20 protein-coding genes are annotated in these 16,095 nt (G+C 68.4%); 11 read left to right on the top strand and 9 right to left on the bottom strand.

Annotation, left to right across the window (positions count from 1 at the left end; translation table 11 throughout):
* Nucleotides 1–73 precede the first annotated feature (73 nt).
* Nucleotides 74–421 (bottom strand): DoxX family protein, encoded by a 348-nt coding sequence (locus tag OG406_RS00810; RefSeq protein ID WP_164374419.1) that lies wholly within the window; start codon nucleotides 419–421, stop codon nucleotides 74–76.
* Nucleotides 422–526: 105 nt separating this feature from the next.
* On the opposite strand from OG406_RS00810, the gene OG406_RS00815 reads away from it, so the two are divergent.
* Nucleotides 527–1,000 (top strand): MarR family winged helix-turn-helix transcriptional regulator, encoded by a 474-nt coding sequence (locus OG406_RS00815; RefSeq protein WP_266849898.1) that lies wholly within the window; start codon nucleotides 527–529, stop codon nucleotides 998–1,000.
* A gap of 137 nt (nucleotides 1,001–1,137) precedes the next feature.
* Nucleotides 1,138–1,572, top strand: coding sequence for a hydroxyphenylacetyl-CoA thioesterase PaaI (paaI, locus tag OG406_RS00820; protein ID WP_329183234.1), 435 nt, complete (start codon nucleotides 1,138–1,140; stop codon nucleotides 1,570–1,572).
* Between the two features lie 262 nt (nucleotides 1,573–1,834).
* Here paaI and OG406_RS00825 read toward each other — a convergent pair whose 3' ends face one another.
* Nucleotides 1,835–2,401, bottom strand: coding sequence for a hypothetical protein (locus OG406_RS00825; protein WP_329183236.1), 567 nt, complete (start codon nucleotides 2,399–2,401; stop codon nucleotides 1,835–1,837).
* A gap of 217 nt (nucleotides 2,402–2,618) precedes the next feature.
* Between OG406_RS00825 and OG406_RS00830 the strand changes: the two genes are divergently transcribed.
* Nucleotides 2,619–3,218: a TetR/AcrR family transcriptional regulator gene (locus OG406_RS00830; RefSeq protein WP_329183237.1), complete on the top strand. Its 600-nt coding sequence runs from the start codon at nucleotides 2,619–2,621 to the stop codon at nucleotides 3,216–3,218.
* 267 nt (nucleotides 3,219–3,485) lie between these two features.
* Here the strand turns inward: OG406_RS00830 and OG406_RS00835 are convergent, their stop codons facing one another.
* On the bottom strand, nucleotides 3,486–4,058 hold the full coding sequence (locus tag OG406_RS00835; protein WP_329183239.1) for a TetR/AcrR family transcriptional regulator: 573 nt from the start codon (nucleotides 4,056–4,058) through the stop codon (nucleotides 3,486–3,488).
* 83 nt (nucleotides 4,059–4,141) lie between these two features.
* Between OG406_RS00835 and OG406_RS00840 the strand changes: the two genes are divergently transcribed.
* Together OG406_RS00840 and OG406_RS00845 are read left to right on the top strand one after the other, a co-directional pair.
* Nucleotides 4,142–5,023, top strand: coding sequence for an SDR family oxidoreductase (locus OG406_RS00840; protein ID WP_329183240.1), 882 nt, complete (start codon nucleotides 4,142–4,144; stop codon nucleotides 5,021–5,023).
* A 347-nt stretch (nucleotides 5,024–5,370) separates the two neighbouring features.
* The gene (locus OG406_RS00845) at nucleotides 5,371–6,414 is read left to right on the top strand and encodes a sodium:calcium antiporter (RefSeq protein ID WP_329183242.1); all 1,044 of its coding nucleotides are present in this window, start codon (nucleotides 5,371–5,373) and stop codon (nucleotides 6,412–6,414) included.
* Between the two features lie 197 nt (nucleotides 6,415–6,611).
* On the opposite strand, the gene OG406_RS00850 is transcribed toward OG406_RS00845, so the two are convergent.
* Together OG406_RS00850 and OG406_RS00855 are read right to left on the bottom strand one after the other, a co-directional pair.
* A complete protein-coding gene (locus OG406_RS00850) occupies nucleotides 6,612–7,085 on the bottom strand; it encodes a hypothetical protein (RefSeq protein ID WP_329190594.1) in 474 nt (157 codons plus the stop codon).
* A gap of 744 nt (nucleotides 7,086–7,829) precedes the next feature.
* A complete protein-coding gene (locus tag OG406_RS00855) occupies nucleotides 7,830–8,129 on the bottom strand; it encodes a hypothetical protein (RefSeq protein WP_329183243.1) in 300 nt (99 codons plus the stop codon).
* 234 nt (nucleotides 8,130–8,363) lie between these two features.
* Between OG406_RS00855 and OG406_RS00860 the strand changes: the two genes are divergently transcribed.
* The 3 genes from OG406_RS00860 (at nucleotide 8,364) to OG406_RS00870 (ending at nucleotide 9,906) form a co-directional block, all read left to right on the top strand.
* Nucleotides 8,364–8,912, top strand: coding sequence for a pyridoxamine 5'-phosphate oxidase family protein (locus OG406_RS00860; protein WP_267049930.1), 549 nt, complete (start codon nucleotides 8,364–8,366; stop codon nucleotides 8,910–8,912).
* 122 nt (nucleotides 8,913–9,034) lie between these two features.
* Nucleotides 9,035–9,448: a DUF3224 domain-containing protein gene (locus OG406_RS00865; protein ID WP_267049929.1), complete on the top strand. Its 414-nt coding sequence runs from the start codon at nucleotides 9,035–9,037 to the stop codon at nucleotides 9,446–9,448.
* 110 nt (nucleotides 9,449–9,558) lie between these two features.
* On the top strand, nucleotides 9,559–9,906 hold the full coding sequence (locus OG406_RS00870; RefSeq protein ID WP_164374429.1) for a deoxyxylulose-5-phosphate synthase: 348 nt from the start codon (nucleotides 9,559–9,561) through the stop codon (nucleotides 9,904–9,906).
* A gap of 515 nt (nucleotides 9,907–10,421) precedes the next feature.
* Here OG406_RS00870 and OG406_RS00880 read toward each other — a convergent pair.
* The gene (locus OG406_RS00880; RefSeq protein ID WP_329183248.1) at nucleotides 10,422–10,973 is read right to left on the bottom strand and encodes a TetR/AcrR family transcriptional regulator; all 552 of its coding nucleotides are present in this window, start codon (nucleotides 10,971–10,973) and stop codon (nucleotides 10,422–10,424) included.
* Between the two features lie 303 nt (nucleotides 10,974–11,276).
* Between OG406_RS00880 and OG406_RS00885 the strand changes: the two genes are divergently transcribed.
* Nucleotides 11,277–12,140 (top strand): SGNH/GDSL hydrolase family protein, encoded by an 864-nt coding sequence (locus tag OG406_RS00885; RefSeq protein ID WP_266849919.1) that lies wholly within the window; start codon nucleotides 11,277–11,279, stop codon nucleotides 12,138–12,140.
* A gap of 228 nt (nucleotides 12,141–12,368) precedes the next feature.
* Here the strand turns inward: OG406_RS00885 and OG406_RS00890 are convergent, their stop codons facing one another.
* The gene (locus OG406_RS00890; protein WP_443067138.1) at nucleotides 12,369–13,475 is read right to left on the bottom strand and encodes a DUF6215 domain-containing protein; all 1,107 of its coding nucleotides are present in this window, start codon (nucleotides 13,473–13,475) and stop codon (nucleotides 12,369–12,371) included.
* A 472-nt stretch (nucleotides 13,476–13,947) separates the two neighbouring features.
* Between OG406_RS00890 and OG406_RS00895 the strand changes: the two genes are divergently transcribed.
* A complete protein-coding gene (locus tag OG406_RS00895; protein ID WP_329183253.1) occupies nucleotides 13,948–14,445 on the top strand; it encodes a hypothetical protein in 498 nt (165 codons plus the stop codon).
* On the opposite strand, the gene OG406_RS00900 is transcribed toward OG406_RS00895, so the two are convergent.
* Nucleotides 14,435–14,659 (bottom strand): DUF7489 domain-containing protein, encoded by a 225-nt coding sequence (locus OG406_RS00900; RefSeq protein WP_267049924.1) that lies wholly within the window; start codon nucleotides 14,657–14,659, stop codon nucleotides 14,435–14,437. The two genes, OG406_RS00895 and OG406_RS00900, sit on opposite strands and share 11 nt — an antisense overlap.
* A gap of 280 nt (nucleotides 14,660–14,939) precedes the next feature.
* Here OG406_RS00900 and OG406_RS00905 point away from each other — a divergent pair, with 280 nt between their 5' ends.
* A complete protein-coding gene (locus OG406_RS00905) occupies nucleotides 14,940–15,227 on the top strand; it encodes a hypothetical protein (protein ID WP_267049923.1) in 288 nt (95 codons plus the stop codon).
* A gap of 222 nt (nucleotides 15,228–15,449) precedes the next feature.
* Here OG406_RS00905 and OG406_RS00910 read toward each other — a convergent pair whose 3' ends face one another.
* Entirely contained in the window at nucleotides 15,450–15,953 is a 504-nt protein-coding gene (locus tag OG406_RS00910) for an AAA family ATPase (RefSeq protein ID WP_329183256.1), read from the bottom strand.
* Between the last annotated feature and the right edge of the window lie 142 nt (nucleotides 15,954–16,095).

Here is a 16,095-nt window from a genome sequence, read left to right on the forward strand (position 1 = left end):
CCAGTGGCGTCGATCCCGTGCGGCGGGAGGCCACCACCACCCGTGCCTGTCCGGCATCCATGCGCGACAGCCGTCAGGCGGAGAGCACCCGGAGAATCAGCGCGGCCACGGCGATCGACGCCAGGACGATCGCCGGCGCCATCTCCTTGTCCTTCGCCCGGATGTGCGCGATGACCGCGCCGATGAAGTAGAGGACGATCCCGACTGCGGCCGCGGCACCGATCAGGGGGACCGCGAGGCCTATCAGCAGGCCGATCGCGCCCGCTGCCTTGAGGGCCGCCAGACGCGGGAGCCAGGAGTCGGGCACACCCACTCTGGTCATGTTCTCGGTGATTTTGGGGTTCTTGGTGAAGGTCAGGAAGGCCGATGCGGCCAGAACCAAGGCGAGCAGGATGCCGACGACGGCATACGCAAGGAACATGAGTCCTCCGGAGTTGATGCGATTGGACAATGGGAGCAGTGAGATCATTGAAGCACATCAACGATTGATGTCGAGCCATCATCGGCCCGCTGATACGATGACGAAATGGCAGCAAAGGACGCGGGGCCCCCGGACAGTTCGCCCGACCGACTCGGCTTCCTGCTCGCCTACCACGGCGGCATCACGGAGACGCTGATCCGTCGCGCCCTGGGGCTGGCCGGACTCACCCCCCGGCATGCGATGACGCTCATGCGGCTCGCCGACGGACCGGTGACCCAGAAGGCGCTCACCGAGGTTCTCCAGGTCGACCCGAGCGTCCTCGTATCCCTCCTCAACGATCTGGAGGGCGACGACCTCGCTCGCCGTCACCGCGACCCGGCGGACCGCCGCCGGCACATCGTGGAGATCACGCCCGAGGGGGCCGACCGCCTCAAGAAGGCGGACGCCGCCCTGGACACGGTGGAGGGCGAGCTCTTCGCCGACCTCTCCGAACGCGAGCGCGGCACCTTGCGCAAGGCTCTCGGCAAGCTGCGGACGTCACCGGACGACTTCACCTGCACGGGCGACGAAGGCGAGTAGAAAGCGAGCCCGCGGCACTGGACACCCTCAGGGTTCGCCGCCCCACCCTGCACCTCTTGACAGGCACCGGCCTTGTCGGCCTAGGTTGACGAGGTCGTACGGAGACCGAATGTTCGGTCGGTAGGCGAGGGGTGGAGATGACGACCCACGTGCCAGGCTCGGCACCAAGTCCGGTCGAGGCGATGTTCACCGCCGACGAGGCGTCACGAAGGCTCGGCATCGAGCTGGTGCAGCACGGCGAAGGAACGGCCGCGGTCCGGATGACCGTGTCCCCCGCCATGGTCAACGGCCACGGCACCGCCCACGGTGGATACCTGTTCCTCTTCGCCGACACCGCTTTCGCGTGCGCCTGCAACACCTACGGACCCGTGACGGTCGCCGCGGCCGCAGACATCGACTTCATCGCCCCCGCGCACGAGGGCGACGTCCTGATGGCCACGGCGTCGGAGCGCACCCGCTTCGGCCGCAGCGGCATCTACGACGTGACCATCCGTCGCAGCGACGAAGTCATCGCCGAATTCAGGGGACGCAGTCGCACCCTCCGCGGAACCCAAAGCGGAGAACCGCAGTGAGCAGCCGACTTCGCGACACCGCTATGAGGGACGGAGAGTGACGCGCCGCCGATCCGGACGGCGCCGAGCCCACGGAACCGCCACTTCACAGCGGCCGCACGAGACCGCAGGACGGGCGACCGGCCGACCCCCCACGCTCTGAAGTCAGCAACGCAGAAAGACTGTTGGCCCTGCCCGCTCAGGTCGGGCAGGGCCAGATCCTTGCCCTCGCCGCCAACCCGACGGCGAGGGCTCGGAGTTCGACAGGCTTCACCCGTTCCGCTCAGGCCTTCCGACCGGCGGCCTTGAGGCGGACGGCGGAGACGAGGAAGAAGATTCCGCCGAGGAGGGCATAGCCGGCGAGGTTGGTGAGCGTGGCACCGTCCTTGCCCGCCTGGGCGACGAAGGACGCGCCGGCGAGGGTGGAGATGCTGCCGCTCGCGATCATCGCCCCCTGCCCGCCCAGTCGGCGGCGGACGAGGCCCACGGCGACCTGGGTGACACCGGCGGTGATGGCCCAGACTCCCCAGACCCGCAGGACGGCCTCGATACCGGAAGTGGTGGCGATGGCGAGGCCGATACCGGTCAGAACACTGAGCGCAAGGTTCACGTACAACCTCCTCACCGCGCCCGTGTCGGCACGGGCCGACCGTAGGTCGGCGACTGCGCAGGCCGCGTCGAAGAGGGGGTAGAGCACCAGGAGCGCGACGCTGAGCGGGCCCAGACTGTCAGCCGCTGTGAACAACAGGCCCGCCCAGACGGCGGCGAAAGCGAAGCGCAGGAGGTACAGCCTGCGCAGGGCGACGGTGACGTCGGCGGGAGCGGCGTGGGTGTCGACGAGGGTGTCCATGGCGGGTCCGGTTTCTGTGAGTACTGGTCCTCGGGCGGGGCGCGGAACGGGCCCAGTTGATCGCGCGGCGCCGCCGCCCACAGGCGGGCAATACCGATCACGGCACGGCACCGCATCCCTTACGAGGGAGAACGTTCGGTCTCTTTCCATGGTTAGGAGAAACGCCGACCCTGTCAAGACCGAACGTTCTCCCTCACCATTGGGTACGCTGGGAGCCATGAGTCGGAGCACGAAAGCTGGCGGCACGTCCGAGGCCCGGTCGAGGCTGCTCGGTACGGCGATCAGGATCTTCTACACGGAGGGGATCCACTCCGTCGGCATCGACCGGATCATCGAGGAAGCGCACGTCACCCGGGCCACGCTGTACCGGCACTTCGCGGGCAAGGAGGACCTCGTCCTCGCCTATCTCGACCAGGCCGACCACGACATCCGGGCCCAGATTTCGGCTGCCGCGGAGAGCAGCCCGTCCGCGGACGACAAGGTGCGCGCGGTCAGCCGTTCCATTGCCGAAAGCATTCTGTCGGCCGGCTTCCGCGGCTGCGCCTTCCTCAACGCCGTGGCCGAGTATCCCGACCCCGCGCACCCGATCCACCAGGCCGTTCTCGCGCACCGGCAGTGGTTCCTCGACACCGTCACGGGCTTGCTGGCACAGGTCGGCGACACGCCCGCCGAGGCGGCGGGCCGGCACTTCGTCATGCTGCGAGACGGCGCCATGGCGGCCGGTTGCCTCTTCGACGCGGAGCTGATCGTGGAGACCTTCTTGCGCGGCGTGGAAGGCATTGTGCAGGCGCGTTCCGCGGTCGACCCGTCGCCCTGACGATCCGACCAACCGCCGCCCGCCACGCGGCCATTGACCGAGCCGGGCAGCGAGTCAGTCGGGCAGTCGGGCAGTCGGGCAGTCGGGCAGTCGGGCAGTCGGGCAGTCGGGCAGTCGACGGACGAACCCCAGCGTGGACTGCACGACACCGGACGTCCGCCCGGTTCCGCTGCGGAACCCATCACATAGCGTTCCGCGGACCCCCGGGCGTGGCACCCGACACGTTCCGCCCATGGACCAGAGGCAGAGTCAGGTCCAGAGGCAGAGTCAGCCGAGTTCGGCGAATGCGGCGCGGAGCCGGTCCAGCGCCGTACGGGACAGTTCGCCGAGTCCCTGCTCGTTGTCGGGGACGACCCACGCGGCGAACGCCTCCTTGAAGGCGAGCATGCCGACCTCGGCACCCAGGGCGGCCACCAGGTCCGGTACGCCCCGGGCCCGCAACGCGTCCGCCATGGCGGCGGCGACGCCGACCTGCTTGAGCTGGTCGCGCTCCTGGAGTTCGGCGCTGGTCGCGATGACGGCATGGAGCCGGGGAGCGAGCTCGCGGTTGAACGACGTCATCGCTCCGGCCGCCCGCTCCAGCCCCGAGGCGACCGCGGACAGCGGAGTGGCCTGAGGGGGTGCCGCGGCGATGCCTTCAGCGAGGAGTCGCGACAGCGTCTCCTGGCCTGCGGCAAGGACATCCCGCTTGTCCGGGAAGTGCCGGTGGAAGGTGCTCTTGGTGAGCCCGGCGCGCTGGGCGATCTCGACGACGGTCGTGTTGTCGTAGCCCTGCTCGGAGAAGAGCTGGAGTGCGGCAGTGACGAAGCGTTCGCGCGCGTCGGGTTCCCATCGAGGCATGTCGCGATCTTACCAATGGGACGTTGGTCGCATCACCCTGTACAGTGATGAGACCAACGTCCCATCAGATGTGGAGATCTCTCATGCGTGTCTTCCTCACCGGCGCCAGTGGCGGAATCGGCTCCGCGGTACTTCCCGAGCTTCTGTCCGGGGGCCACGAGGTGGTCGCCCTGGTCCGTTCCGACGCCTCGGCCGAGGCCGTCACGGCCGCCGGCGCCACCGCCCTGCGCGGCGACCTCACGGACCCCGACAGCCTGCGCGCCGGCGCCGAACAGGCCGACGGCGTCATCCACCTCGCCTTCAACAACGACTTCACGAACATCCAGAAGTCCATCGCCGAAGAGACCGTCGCCATCGAGACGTTCGGCTCCGCGCTCAAGGGCAGCGGCAAGCCGTTCGTCGTCGCGTCCGGCACCCCCTTCGTTCCCGGCCGCACCTCGACCGAGGACGACCCGATGGCCGTCGACGGCCCCATGGGCGGTCGCGGCCGTAACGCCCAGGCGGTGCTCGACCTGGCGCGGGAGGGTGTGCGCTCCGCGACCGTCCGCCTCCCCCGGTCCGTCCACGCGGCGGACGGCCGCTTCGGATTCGCGTCCTTCCTCGTCGCGACCGCCCAGCGAACCGGAGTGTCCGGCTTCGTCGGCGACGGCTCCCAGCGCTGGCCGGCGGTGCACCGCCTCGACGCGGCCCGGCTCTTCCGCCTGGTTCTGGAGAACGGTGCACCCGGCACGGTCGCTCACGCCGTCGCCGACGAGGGGGACACCATGCTCTCCCTGGCCGAGATCATCGGACGCCGCCTCGGCCTGCCCGTCGAGGCCGTACCGGCGGACAGCTTCGGATTCCTCGGCACCATCTTCGCCCTGGACCAGCCGTCCTCCAGCGTCGTCACCCGCGAGAAGTTCGACTGGCAGCCCACCCACCCGAGCCTTCTCGAAGACCTCACGAACGGGCAGTATCCCGCCTGAACGAACCGGTCCGAACGGGCCGCACGCCGCTGGATCGGCGTAAAACGTCCGTGACAGTGGACGCGCGGTGAGCGCGACAGCGGACGCGCGGTGAGCTGCGCACGGGGCTCACCCGGAGACTGACCCGACGGCTCCCGGACGAGTGGTGACCGGCACAGCCTCGGCGACACACGGACGGTTTTCGGTTCCCGTGGCCCGGGCTCGTGCCGGGTGAAGATACGGGCGTGCGAACTCCTCGGCCCTTCGTCGGCACCGTGCAAGCGTGCCGGCGGGGTCGAAGCAGCCGCCGTCCCTCTTCGCGGTGGTTCTCGGTACTCCCGCCGGCACGGGAAGGCTGAGCGAGACCTGTGATCCATTTCGTCCTGCTGATCGTCTGCGCGGTCGCGATCTACCTCTCCTGCGAGTGGTTCGTCAACGCCGTGGAGTGGCTGGGTGAACGGCTGAACGTCGGGAAGATGGCCGTCGGCACGATCCTCGCCGCCTTCGGGACCGCACTGCCGGAGTCCGTGGTCACTCTCGTCGCCGTGACGACCGGCGCGACCGACGAGGCCAAGGACATCGGCGTCGGCGCGGCGATGGGCGGCCCACTGGCACTGTCCACGATCGCCTACGGCGTGACCGGGGCGATGCTGATGCTCAAACGCCGCAGGGAGCGCATCGCCGCCGGTCCCGGCGCGACTCCCGCCGGGACGCGGAACGAGGAATCACTCGGCAGCGCCGAGGACATGAAGCGGCTGGCGAAGGACCAGAAGTGGTTCCTGCCGATCTTCGCCGTGAAGGTGGCTCTCGGGCTGGTCGCCTTCGCGTTCAAGCCGGTGTTGGGCCTGCTCTTCTTCGCGGCCTACGCCGTCTACTTCTGGCGGGAGATCCGCGGCGGTGACGACGACGAGGACGAGGGTCCGGACCTGGAGCCCCTGAAATTCCAGCCGAAGGCCGCTTCGCCGAGCACCTGGGCCGTGGCTGCGCAGACCGCCCTGACTCTGGTGGTCATCTTCTTCGCTTCGCAGCTGTTCGTGAAGCAACTGGACGCGATCGGACCGATGTTGGGGCTGTCCGCAGCCGTGACCGCGCTCCTGCTGTCTCCCGTCGCGACGGAGCTCCCGGAAATCATGAACGCGGTGATCTGGGTGCGCCAGGGCAAGACGCAGCTCGCGCTGGCGAACATCTCCGGCGCCATGATGATCCAGGCCACCGTTCCTTCCGGACTCGGTCTGCTGTTCACGCGCTGGGATTTCGACGCGGCGCTGCTGTGGTCCGGGCTGATCACCATGGCGGCGATCGTCTACCTCCTGATGACGATGCGAGGCCACAGGCTCACCCCCGCGCGCCTCACGGTCGCGGCCGGCTTCTACGTGGTCTTCGCACTGGGCCTCATCCCGATCCTCGCCTGACCCCCTCCCCTCCCTTCTGGCTGCACCTCCGCTTCGACGCTCTGCGCGCCGCCGGTGACGAACGCTCGCTCCACACCGTCCTCGTCCGCTCCTTCCCCGGCGTAGTCACGATGTACGGGTTCAGATCAGGAGCTGAGTGGAGCCCGCCGTTGGACGTTCGGCGAGCCCCACACAGTTCCCCTTCCTGAGTCGGCACGTCACTGCTCATCAACGGATGCCTGCCGGGCGAGGAACTCCTCGAACGCGGCCTTCTGCTTCGGATCCATGAATCCCTGCCGGACGTCGCGGGCGCCCTCTTGAAGCCGCCGCGCCTCGTCGGGGTCCAGCAACTCGGCGACCACCACGCCGGAGCGAGCGACCGCCGTGCGCCCACCTGCGCGGCGGCGAAAGAGCGTGAACGCGCCGAACTCCGCCGGATGGGCCAGTTCCGGCTCCTGCGCGGAAGCGCCGTTCTCGCCTGCGGCCCCGCGCGCCGGATGGGCGGTGGGGGCCCAGTGCTCCCAGAGCGCCAACGTGGCCGCGGGCACCAACACCACACGTTCCGCCTCTTCCCGCCCCTCCCACAGGAACGTGACGGTGACGGGCTCGCCGACCGCTTCGGCCAACCCGAGCACCTTCTCCACCTCATCGTCGGTCGGGTAGCCCACTACTACGTCAATCTCAAGGCCCATGACACGCGAGGCTACTGGTGGATGGTCAGGACGGTGGCGTCGCCGCCAAGGACGTCGGCGCGGTTCGGCCACGCGCATGCGAGCTGCACGATTCCGACTGGGTGGGACCGGGTCAGGCCCGTACCGGACGGTCCCGGCGGTGGTGGTGTCGCCGCCGAAGGAGAGGTCCGCTGCGCCGTCGCCGTCGAAGTGGCCGTTGATTCTGAGGTCGCCGGGGGCGCCGGCCAAGGTCTGTGCGGTGCTCAGACCGCGCGAGCCGCCCCACTGCACGGCAGGTTCACGCCCTGACGGCGCGTGGACAAGGTCGGTGTAGCCGTCGTGATCCAGGTCGGCGCGCAGCAGTTGGGTCTCTGGCATGTGCTCCTTACGGGACGGCAGTTGGGACACGGTGCGCAGTTGGGGGTCGAGGCCGTGTGCAGTGCCGTCGACCACCACCACGCGTCGCCCCTGCATGACGGCGGCGAAGTCGCCGTATCCGTCTCCGTTGAAGTCCCCGGTGCGCGGCGACGGGGTGGCTCTGCCTGCGGGCGGCAGTCGGGAGTCTCCCGCCCGCACGCTCTGCGCACTGGTGCACAGTGCTGCCAGCACGGTCGTCAGTGTCACCACCGCCATTGTTCCCGTCCCTGCATGCGCGCCCCCTCGCCGCAGAAACCCTATCCACGGGATGAGGCAAGGGGTACGGCTACTGTCGCGTGGTCGCCCGTACGGCGGCCGGAGACCGGCTCCCCGCTTACCGCTCCCGGCTTACCGATGTTGCTCGTGATACCGAGTCGACGCGCCTGAGCCATTGCGCGCCTCGAATTCCATCGCGCCGCGCCGGACACGCACGATGAGATACACGGCCACCGAGGTCGGTACAAGGCGTACGACCAGCCAGAGAAAGCGGTGCTCTATCTGCGCCCAGGTTGTCGCCGCCTGCCAACCATGGGGCAGCCCCATCAGGAGGACTGAAGCGGCCATACAGAGGACCGTCGCGGCCAGGACTCCGAAGGCCACGTACACGGCGAGTTCGATCCACCATGTCCTGCTGACGCGCTTCCTCACTCAGGCTCCCCCTGCCGTTGCGTGACCAGCTCAGCCGAGGTGTCAGGATCTCATTGCCAGGCACGGTGGCGATATGGAGTCGTGGGATCTGGAACGGGGGGACGCAGCTCCCGTCATGAAGGCTCGTGCGGCCGGGCGCCGGAAAAGTTCGGCGGGGATGTCGAGAACGACGCGACCGCTCCGTCCCAGGAGCAGAGGCGACCACCGTGGTCGCCCGACCCTCTGGAGCCCGGCATGACGAACGACAAGATCTCCGAGATCCTCGACCGCCCGCTGAGCCAGGAGATGCTGGCTCGCGACATCTGCCGTCTGGCCTACGTGGCGAAGGACGGGACACCGCGCAACATCCCGATCGCGTTCGCCTGGAACGGGAGGCAGGCCGTGATGTGCACGTCGAAGAACGCCCCGAAGCTGGCCTCGCTCCGTCAGAATCCGGCCGTGGCCATCACCATCGACACCGAGGTGCATCCGCCCACGATCCTGCTGGTCCGCGGCACCGTCGAACTCGACGAGGTCGACGGTATTCCAGAGGAATACCTGGAGATGAACGGTTCCTACGGGATGACGGCCGAGCAGCGCGTCGCGTGGGAGGCCGAGGTCCGCTCGCTCTACGACGGCATGGTCCGCATCGTGATGACGCCGACGTGGGCGAAGCTGATCGACTTCGACACGACCCTGCCGAGCGCGGTCGAGGAACTCGTCCAGCAGCGTGCGGAACGTCAGCAGAAGAGGGAGGACGACCCTGTGCGGTCGGGCGGGACGACGGGGTCATCGAGGTCTTGACCGTCCGGCGCATGCGGCAGGCGCGGCAGTCGTGAAGGCGAGAGTTCAGGTGACGGCGCGACCGCTTCGACCGGGTTCCGCTTCGAAGGCGCGGTGTCAGACCGGACCGATACGGTCGCGGCATGAGAGCTTCAGGAACCTTCACCGTCAAGGCGTTCGTCCCGACAGAGCTGCAACCGGACCCCCCTGTGTCCACTGCCCTTCCGGTGGGTGTCGCAACGATGGAGAAGCACTTCGAGGGCGAGGTCGCCGGTCGCTCCGCGACCCTGTTCACGGCCGCGTTCGACCAGGCGACCGGCGTGGGTACCTATGTGGCCATGGAGTCCTTCGAAGGCTCGCTGCTCGGCCGGAGCGGCACCTTCAACTTCGTGCACTCGGCGACCACGACGGGGAGCGACCGGACGGCGGAGTTCTTCACCGTCGTGCCCGCGAGCGGCACGGGAGAACTGGCCGGGGTCCGCGGTAGCGGAGGCATGGCCGTAGACGCCGACGGCACGCACCGGATCTGGTTCGACCATGAGCTGGAAGCGAACTGATGACGGACGGAGGGGGCCGGCGAACGGAGGCGTCCGGCGGGTCGAACTGCTGACGTTCGCCGTGCGGAAATCCCGTCGAGTTCCGCTTGGGCGGCGTCTACTCTGCCGACATGGCCCACGCGAAGACCTCGTACGTCTGTCTGCCCTGCCGGGCCTCCTACAAGCAGTCCTACGACAGGGACAGGCAGCGGAGCTGCCCGCGCTGCACGCGGCCGCTTGTCCACGTGGGTTCGGCGTTCGCCGCGCCCCGGCGTCGGGACACCGCTGCCTGGCGCACCCTGTCCGTGCTGCTGCACGCCGGCGTCCGTTTCCACAAGAGCTGCTGCGGCGGGCCCGGATATCGTCCCCGCATGCTGAGGGAGGTCCGCGAGCGCATGACGTACGCCCGGCGCAGCGGCGAGCCCTTCGCGAGATCGCTCGTCCGCCGCGAGGTGCCGTCGTCTTCGTCGCGCGGTTGAGACGGGCGCCGACCAGCCCCGTCGTACGGAGGCTGGTCTCCCGGGCCGGGCGTCGGATGACGCGCAGGATTCACTGCTCCCGCTCGGGCAGGTGCGGAGTCGCCCGGTTCACCGGTAGGCCCTCCGTCGCGTGGCCCCTGGTCCGCAGCTCCTGACGAGCCGCGGGGTCACGGCCGGGGCCGGACCAGTACGGGTGCCACCACAGGCGTGTCGACAACCTGATCAGGCGACGGCGTAGGGCGGTGTTCGCAGTGCTCGGGCAGGGCGCTGCGAGGGCGTCGTAGGTGCTGTTCCAGGCGGCTTGCAGGTGCACCAGGTCGTGGGGGAAGGTCGCGCTCTCCATCACTCCATTAGCGCACATGTTCGATTTCTTGTTCAAGTCGACGCCCTGCGCACGTCGCCGTCGGCGTCACCTCGCCGTCGGCGTCACCTCGCCGTCGCCGTCGCCGTCGCCGTCGCCGACAGCGCGCTCTCACCCGTCGCCGCAGCACGTCACGAGATGGCGAGCCGCGCGCCTACGCCGCCGGGGTCAGGACGTGCTGGACGAGTGCGCCGTAGCGGGCGACGAGGGTGGTGCGGTCGGTGGCGAGGAGGGTTTCGTCCCGGGCGATCCACAGCGAGTACAGGAGTCCCGCCGCCACGGAGGCGGCGAGGCGTGCGCGGATGTCGGCGTCGGGTCCGCTCAGGCGACGGCGCAGGGGTTCGATGAGGACGTTCTCGTGCGTGTCCGTCAGACGCTTGTGGATCTCGGGTTCATTGCTGCCGTGAACGAGGGCGAGGAAGACGCCGCGAGCGCCGCCGTCGATGCCGATGACGAGGTCGATGAGCCGTTCTCCCAGGTACTCCAGGGGCGCACCGAGCAGCGGTTCGTCGTCGATGGTCAGCTGCATCGTCTCCAGGAACAGCAGTTCCTTGCTCTTGAAGTGGCGGATGACCAGCGCCGGGTCCCTGCCGGCCGCGGCCGCGATCTGTCGGACGGTCGTCTTGGCGTACCCCTGCTGCCGGAACAGGGCGCTTCCTGCCTCACGGATGGCTTGCCGTGTACTCGTCGCGGGTTTGCCCTGCACTGAGTTCCTCCCGATGGCCGCCCGCACGCCCGGCCCGCTCAGGGCCGCCGTGAGGCAGCTGCCGGCCGTGGGTTGCCCGGCGGTTCAAAAATCTACTGTCAACTTTGTTGACCCCGGGGCGACGAGGCCTCACATTACCTATCGGTAGTACCAAGCGGTAACCCCGCTCGTGACCCCCTCCCGTCGGTGCGCACCGACGGGAGCCCCATCGCTGCCTGCTCGAGCCGCCTCATTTCTCGTGGAAGCCGACCGTATCTCTGCGGCCGGGACCCTCACCCGCACTCTGCTGAGAAGAGAGAGCACATGCCCACCCTTCGTAATGTCATGCTCGCGTCAATGACGGCCGGGTTGCTGGCCTCCGGCCTCACCGGCACAGCGGCACACGCCGCGGAACCTGTGGACTACGTCGCGCTCGGCGACAGCTACAGCGCCGGGTCGGGCGTCCTGCCCATCGACACCAGCAACCTGCTGTGCCTGCGGTCCACCGCGAACTACCCCCACGTCCTGGCCGCCCGGACCGGCGCACGACTCAAGGACGTGACGTGCGGAGCGGCTCAGACCAAGGACTTCACCGCGTCTCAGTACCCGGGGGTGGCACCGCAGTTGGACGCGCTGAGCGCCGGCACCGACCTGGTGACGTTCACGATGGGAGGCAACGACAACAACACGTTCATCAACGCCGTCACGGCCTGCGGCACCGCGGGCGTCCTGAGCGGCGGCAAGGGCAGCCCCTGCAAGGACAAGAACGGCAGTACCTTCGACGACCAGATCGAGGCGAACACCTACCCCGCGCTCAAGAAGGCCCTGCAGGACATCCGGGCCAAGGCACCGGGCGCCCGTGTCGCCGCCCTGGGCTATCCCTGGATCACCCCCGCCACCGCCGACGCGTCCTGCTTCTTGAAGCTTCCGATCGCCGCCGGCGACGTCCCCTACATGCGCTCCATTCAGGCGCACCTCAACTCGGCCATCCAGCGCGCGGCACAGGAGACCGGAGCCACCTACGTGGACTTCTCGGCGGCGTCCGAGGGACACGACGCGTGCAAGCCGGTCGGCACCCGGTGGATCGAGCCGCTGCTGTTCGGGCAGAACATCGTGCCGGTCCACCCCAACGCTCTCGGCGAGCAGCGCATGGCCGAGCGCACGATGAGCGTGCTCGGCCTGGGCTGACGCCGCAGGCCCGTCAGGGAGCGGGCGGTTCGGCCAGATCACCTCCGGCCAACCGCCCGCGACGCGTGCGGCGGCCGGGTCCGTCACCGTGCAGCCCGCTCACTGCTGCCCCGCCGGGACACACACCCCATTGGATCTCAGGAGAGCGGCGGCCACGGAGCGCCGCGCCCGCCGTTTCCTGGAGTTCGTCCCGGCCGACGCCGCCGCGATCACCGTGTCCAGCCCGCTTCAACGCGCAGTTCGTTCCGGGATCTTCGGGAGCACCTTCTCGGCGATGTCGACGAGGACGCTGTCGTTCGGGAGGGCTCCCGATGTGCTCCACACCGTGATGTCGCAGAAGCCGCCTCGGTCATGACGGTCCAGCGCCACGGACAACGTCCTTGCCAAAGGCCCCTGTTCGACCGGTCCACCGGTTCCGCCACTGCCCCCGAGGTTGATCTCGAACTTCATGGTGTAGTCCGAGGCGAGGACCGCGGGGCGTCCGAGCACCTTGAGTGTCCTGATGTTCTGCTCGTTGCCGAACTTCATCAACTTCACGTACTGGTCGGTCGACAGGTCGTCGTACGTGGCTGAGACCTGCACGGTGTACGTGTCGAACTTGACCTCGGCCTCCGGTTGGGCGACCTTCTCGTCCGTCAGAGGAGCGGTGTTGTTCGTGCCGGAGACTGTGGTCGCGGTCTCTCCAGGCGTTCCGAGAAGCGTGGCCAGGTCCGTCCGGTTGAGCACGTTGCACAGCTCTTCGCCGGTCACCGGCCGCGGTGAGCCCTTGTAAGCCTTGGGAAGCTTTTCGTCGGTCTCGTCCGAACACGACGGAGCCTGGGGCTTGTTGTTCTCGGACGGTACGAAACGCGGTGACAGCCAGAGGACGGCTCCGATGGCCCCGAACACGGCCACAGCCGCGAAGGCCTGCCCCCATGCGTTGTGCTTCTCCTCCGGAGCGCGTGGCCTGGCAGGTGGCCCACCGGCTCCCGTCTCGGGCTGAGGCTGGAGCGAGAGCGCGTGCTGCGGCTGGAGTGCGAGCGGGTGCTGCGGCTGAGGCTGGAGTTGAGGCTGGGGCTGGGCTTGGGCTTGGGCTTGGGCTTGGGCGGCAGCATCGCCGGCCGCCGCAGCACCGGGGGCCGCCTGGCCCGAGTGCCGACGTGCGCGCAGGGCCCGGATCACCACGTAGACACGTATGGCGGTGAACACGATGAACACCAGGCCGATACCGGCCGCGACCCGGTCGTGATCACTGAAGGCGAGATACATGATGCGCACGCCGAAAACCGACCCCACCGCGATGAGCAAGGGCTCGCGGACCCAGAACGGCAGGCGACGGATGAGAAGACCGAGCATCCGGCGATCACACCAGAACAAGATCACATCCGCCGTGATGGAAGCCACAATTCCGCGGGCGCAGGGGTCCGTCACAGCGCGAGATACAACGAGAGATACCGGGCCGAACGGCCTCGGGACGATGCGGGTGGTCTGAGGGTCTGCGCAGGTGAGATCCCACGGCTCGGACTCTCGCGCGCGCAGCGCCGCGTCGCCTATGTGCTGGCCTTACGTGCTGGCCTATGTGCTGGCCTATGTGCTGGGCCTGTCCAATGTGCCCCGCACGCGGAACAGCTCACGATGAGTTCTCGTGCAGTGACGCAGTGTGGACAAGCCGCAGCCTCGTCCGTCCCATTCCGTCAAACCGTGCGCGGCGTAAGCTGGACGTCAGGTCCCCAGTCCCTGGTCTGTCACGCAAACGGTCCGTGCCGCAGGATGCATTCCGTCCCGGACACGCACACCGCGCGCGATCGACGAGCGCCGGGAGGACACGATGGGACACAGTCTCCAGCAGACAACGCTGACAGAGGCCGATCACCGGCACGATCACGCCTCGGCGTCGGCAGCCGGGGCGAGCATCGCTCTGCGCTTCGAACTGCCCACCACTCCGGACAGCACGATCGCGATGGAACACATGCTCCGCGCGGCACTCTCCACCGTCGGAGCCCGCGCCCCGGTGGTGCACACCCTCATCATGGCAGCCCGTACCGCATCTCAATTCATCCAGTTGCACACGCCTGCGCCGTTCTACCAACTGATCCTCGACGCCGACGCGGACGGCGTCAGTCTGACCCTCACGGACTACGTGCCGCCGGTGTTCCCCGCACAGCCGGCCTGGCACCCCGCGTCGTCCCACATCTCCCCGCGCTCCGGCCCCGAGAATCCGAGCGCGGGCACCTTGCAGCTCCATCACAGCACCGACGGCTACACCCAGCTCACCGCCCACAGCGCCTGGAGGAACGCGAGCTCGGGGCTTGAGGCTACGCCTTGACCGGGCCGCGGCCCGGCTCCTTGACGATGCGGTCACCCACCGCGATCGACTTCCAGAGTCCACGGTCGATGCGTACCTTGACCAACTGTCCGTCGTCGGCACGTCGGATCTTGACGAAGTGGTACATGTTGGCGCCGTCGAGCATGCCTCGCGTCTTGCCTTCGACAATGCCTTCCCAGGCATCGCCTTCTGCTGGCCTGTGAGATTTGAACATGCCACGAGCGTACGGAGATCGGCCGGCCCGGTGCAGTGTCACGAGGCATGTCTACGGCAGTACGGGTGTCGCACGGTGGACCGGACAAATGTACTGAGCGGTGAGAACAGCACGGCGCTCAAGTGCCGGTTCCTGAGTTCCTCCCCCTGTCTCTCGCTACCTGTGCGCCAAGTGCGGCCGTCGGGACGCCTGTGCGTCCAGGACGAGCAAAGGGACTCACGGCAGGCCGAGTTGAACCGGTGACGGCCGCCTGCGGCTGCTCGCGTGAGATCATCCGTACATGAGCAGCGATCTGGAAATCAGCGCTCTGGCGATCAACGTCACGATCCCGGAAGCCCTTCGCTGGACGGACACGCGTCGCGGTGAGGCGTACACGCTGACGACGCTCAACGTGCGGCTCCTCCCCGACGGTCACCTCGCCGCGAAGGCCTATGGCCGACCGGTGGCCGGCGGTCGGGGCGCATACGTCTCGTTCCCGGTCCCCACCCAGCCCGAACTGGCGGAACTGATCGCCGACGCGGCCGGCCGCGCCGGAGCGTTGTGGGCCGCTCATCGCGGTCCGAACTGAACCCGGCCGAGAGGGTAGAGGTTTCCTTCGCAAGACAGCCCGCCGCCTCTCAGCCGGCCGACTTGATCCCGTGGTTCCACATCGCGTTGGCCGGGCCTGAAGCAGGTGCGATGCCAACTGGTGCTGCCCCGACGCATGATCTGCTCCAGCTTCCGCGCATCCGCGGTGAGAAGGGCATCCGGTGGGGGCGGCTGTCTCTCCCCTCCGAACAGCTTCAGGTCCTCAAGTCGAGGACTGCATGACGACCTGCTCGCCCTCTCCGGCCGGTTCCTCGAATTGGACCAGATAGCGGTTGAACAGCGTCGCATCCACGGTGACGGCGTTGGCGCCTTCCACAGCGCTCCGTGCTTCGAGTCGGCGCTCCAGCGTCGTCCGGTCGGCCTTGAGGTGGACCAGTTCCCAGCGGCAACCGTGGCTTTCGATCAGCGCCTTGTAGTCGTCGCGGGCGGCGCGACTCCAGAAGCTGTAGTCCACGACCGCGTCGCACCCGGCCAGCATCAGCTCGACCAGTTCCTGCCGCTGCTCGCGACGGACCTCTTCCTTGAGATGGTCGAACGCCTCAGGTCCCAGGACCAGGCCGGGGTCGCGCTGCCCGAGTCGTTGCCAGACCACCTCGTCGATCGACAGCCGGGCGAAACCACGTCGCACCAGTCCCATCGCGTAGGTGGTCTTGCCTGCTCCCGGAAGACCGCACATCAGCACCACCGTGCTCACTGGCTGCGTCACGGAGCCAGGTTAGACCGGCCGACCCGGCGAACCGATGCGGTCGGAGTACCGGCGCGCGACCACTCCCCTATGACGCGAACGCCTGCGTCCCCGCCGTAGGAAACGTGCTGGCCCTTCCCTCCGGCGGGGACGGCTCGCCGTC

It is taken from the genome of Streptomyces sp. NBC_01428, from assembly GCF_036231965.1.
Taxonomy (GTDB): domain Bacteria; phylum Actinomycetota; class Actinomycetes; order Streptomycetales; family Streptomycetaceae; genus Streptomyces.

Bases quoted from the DNA above. Each gene is read 5' to 3' on its own strand.
- OG406_RS00810 (WP_164374419.1), bottom strand. From the start codon at position 421: ATGTTCCTTGCGTATGCCGTCGTCGGCATCCTGCTCGCCTTGGTTCTG.
- OG406_RS00815 (WP_266849898.1), top strand. From the start codon at position 527: ATGGCAGCAAAGGACGCGGGGCCCCCGGACAGTTCGCCCGACCGACTC.
- paaI (WP_329183234.1), top strand. From the start codon at position 1,138: ATGACGACCCACGTGCCAGGCTCGGCACCAAGTCCGGTCGAGGCGATG.
- OG406_RS00825 (WP_329183236.1), bottom strand. From the start codon at position 2,401: ATGGACACCCTCGTCGACACCCACGCCGCTCCCGCCGACGTCACCGTC.
- OG406_RS00830 (WP_329183237.1), top strand. From the start codon at position 2,619: ATGAGTCGGAGCACGAAAGCTGGCGGCACGTCCGAGGCCCGGTCGAGG.
- OG406_RS00835 (WP_329183239.1), bottom strand. From the start codon at position 4,058: ATGCCTCGATGGGAACCCGACGCGCGCGAACGCTTCGTCACTGCCGCA.
- OG406_RS00840 (WP_329183240.1), top strand. From the start codon at position 4,142: ATGCGTGTCTTCCTCACCGGCGCCAGTGGCGGAATCGGCTCCGCGGTA.
- OG406_RS00850 (WP_329190594.1), bottom strand. From the start codon at position 7,085: ATGGGCCTTGAGATTGACGTAGTAGTGGGCTACCCGACCGACGATGAG.
- OG406_RS00860 (WP_267049930.1), top strand. From the start codon at position 8,364: ATGACGAACGACAAGATCTCCGAGATCCTCGACCGCCCGCTGAGCCAG.
- OG406_RS00865 (WP_267049929.1), top strand. From the start codon at position 9,035: ATGAGAGCTTCAGGAACCTTCACCGTCAAGGCGTTCGTCCCGACAGAG.
- OG406_RS00870 (WP_164374429.1), top strand. From the start codon at position 9,559: ATGGCCCACGCGAAGACCTCGTACGTCTGTCTGCCCTGCCGGGCCTCC.
- OG406_RS00885 (WP_266849919.1), top strand. From the start codon at position 11,277: ATGCCCACCCTTCGTAATGTCATGCTCGCGTCAATGACGGCCGGGTTG.
- OG406_RS00890 (WP_443067138.1), bottom strand. From the start codon at position 13,475: ATGCTCGGTCTTCTCATCCGTCGCCTGCCGTTCTGGGTCCGCGAGCCC.
- OG406_RS00895 (WP_329183253.1), top strand. From the start codon at position 13,948: ATGGGACACAGTCTCCAGCAGACAACGCTGACAGAGGCCGATCACCGG.
- OG406_RS00900 (WP_267049924.1), bottom strand. From the start codon at position 14,659: ATGTTCAAATCTCACAGGCCAGCAGAAGGCGATGCCTGGGAAGGCATT.
- OG406_RS00905 (WP_267049923.1), top strand. From the start codon at position 14,940: ATGAGCAGCGATCTGGAAATCAGCGCTCTGGCGATCAACGTCACGATC.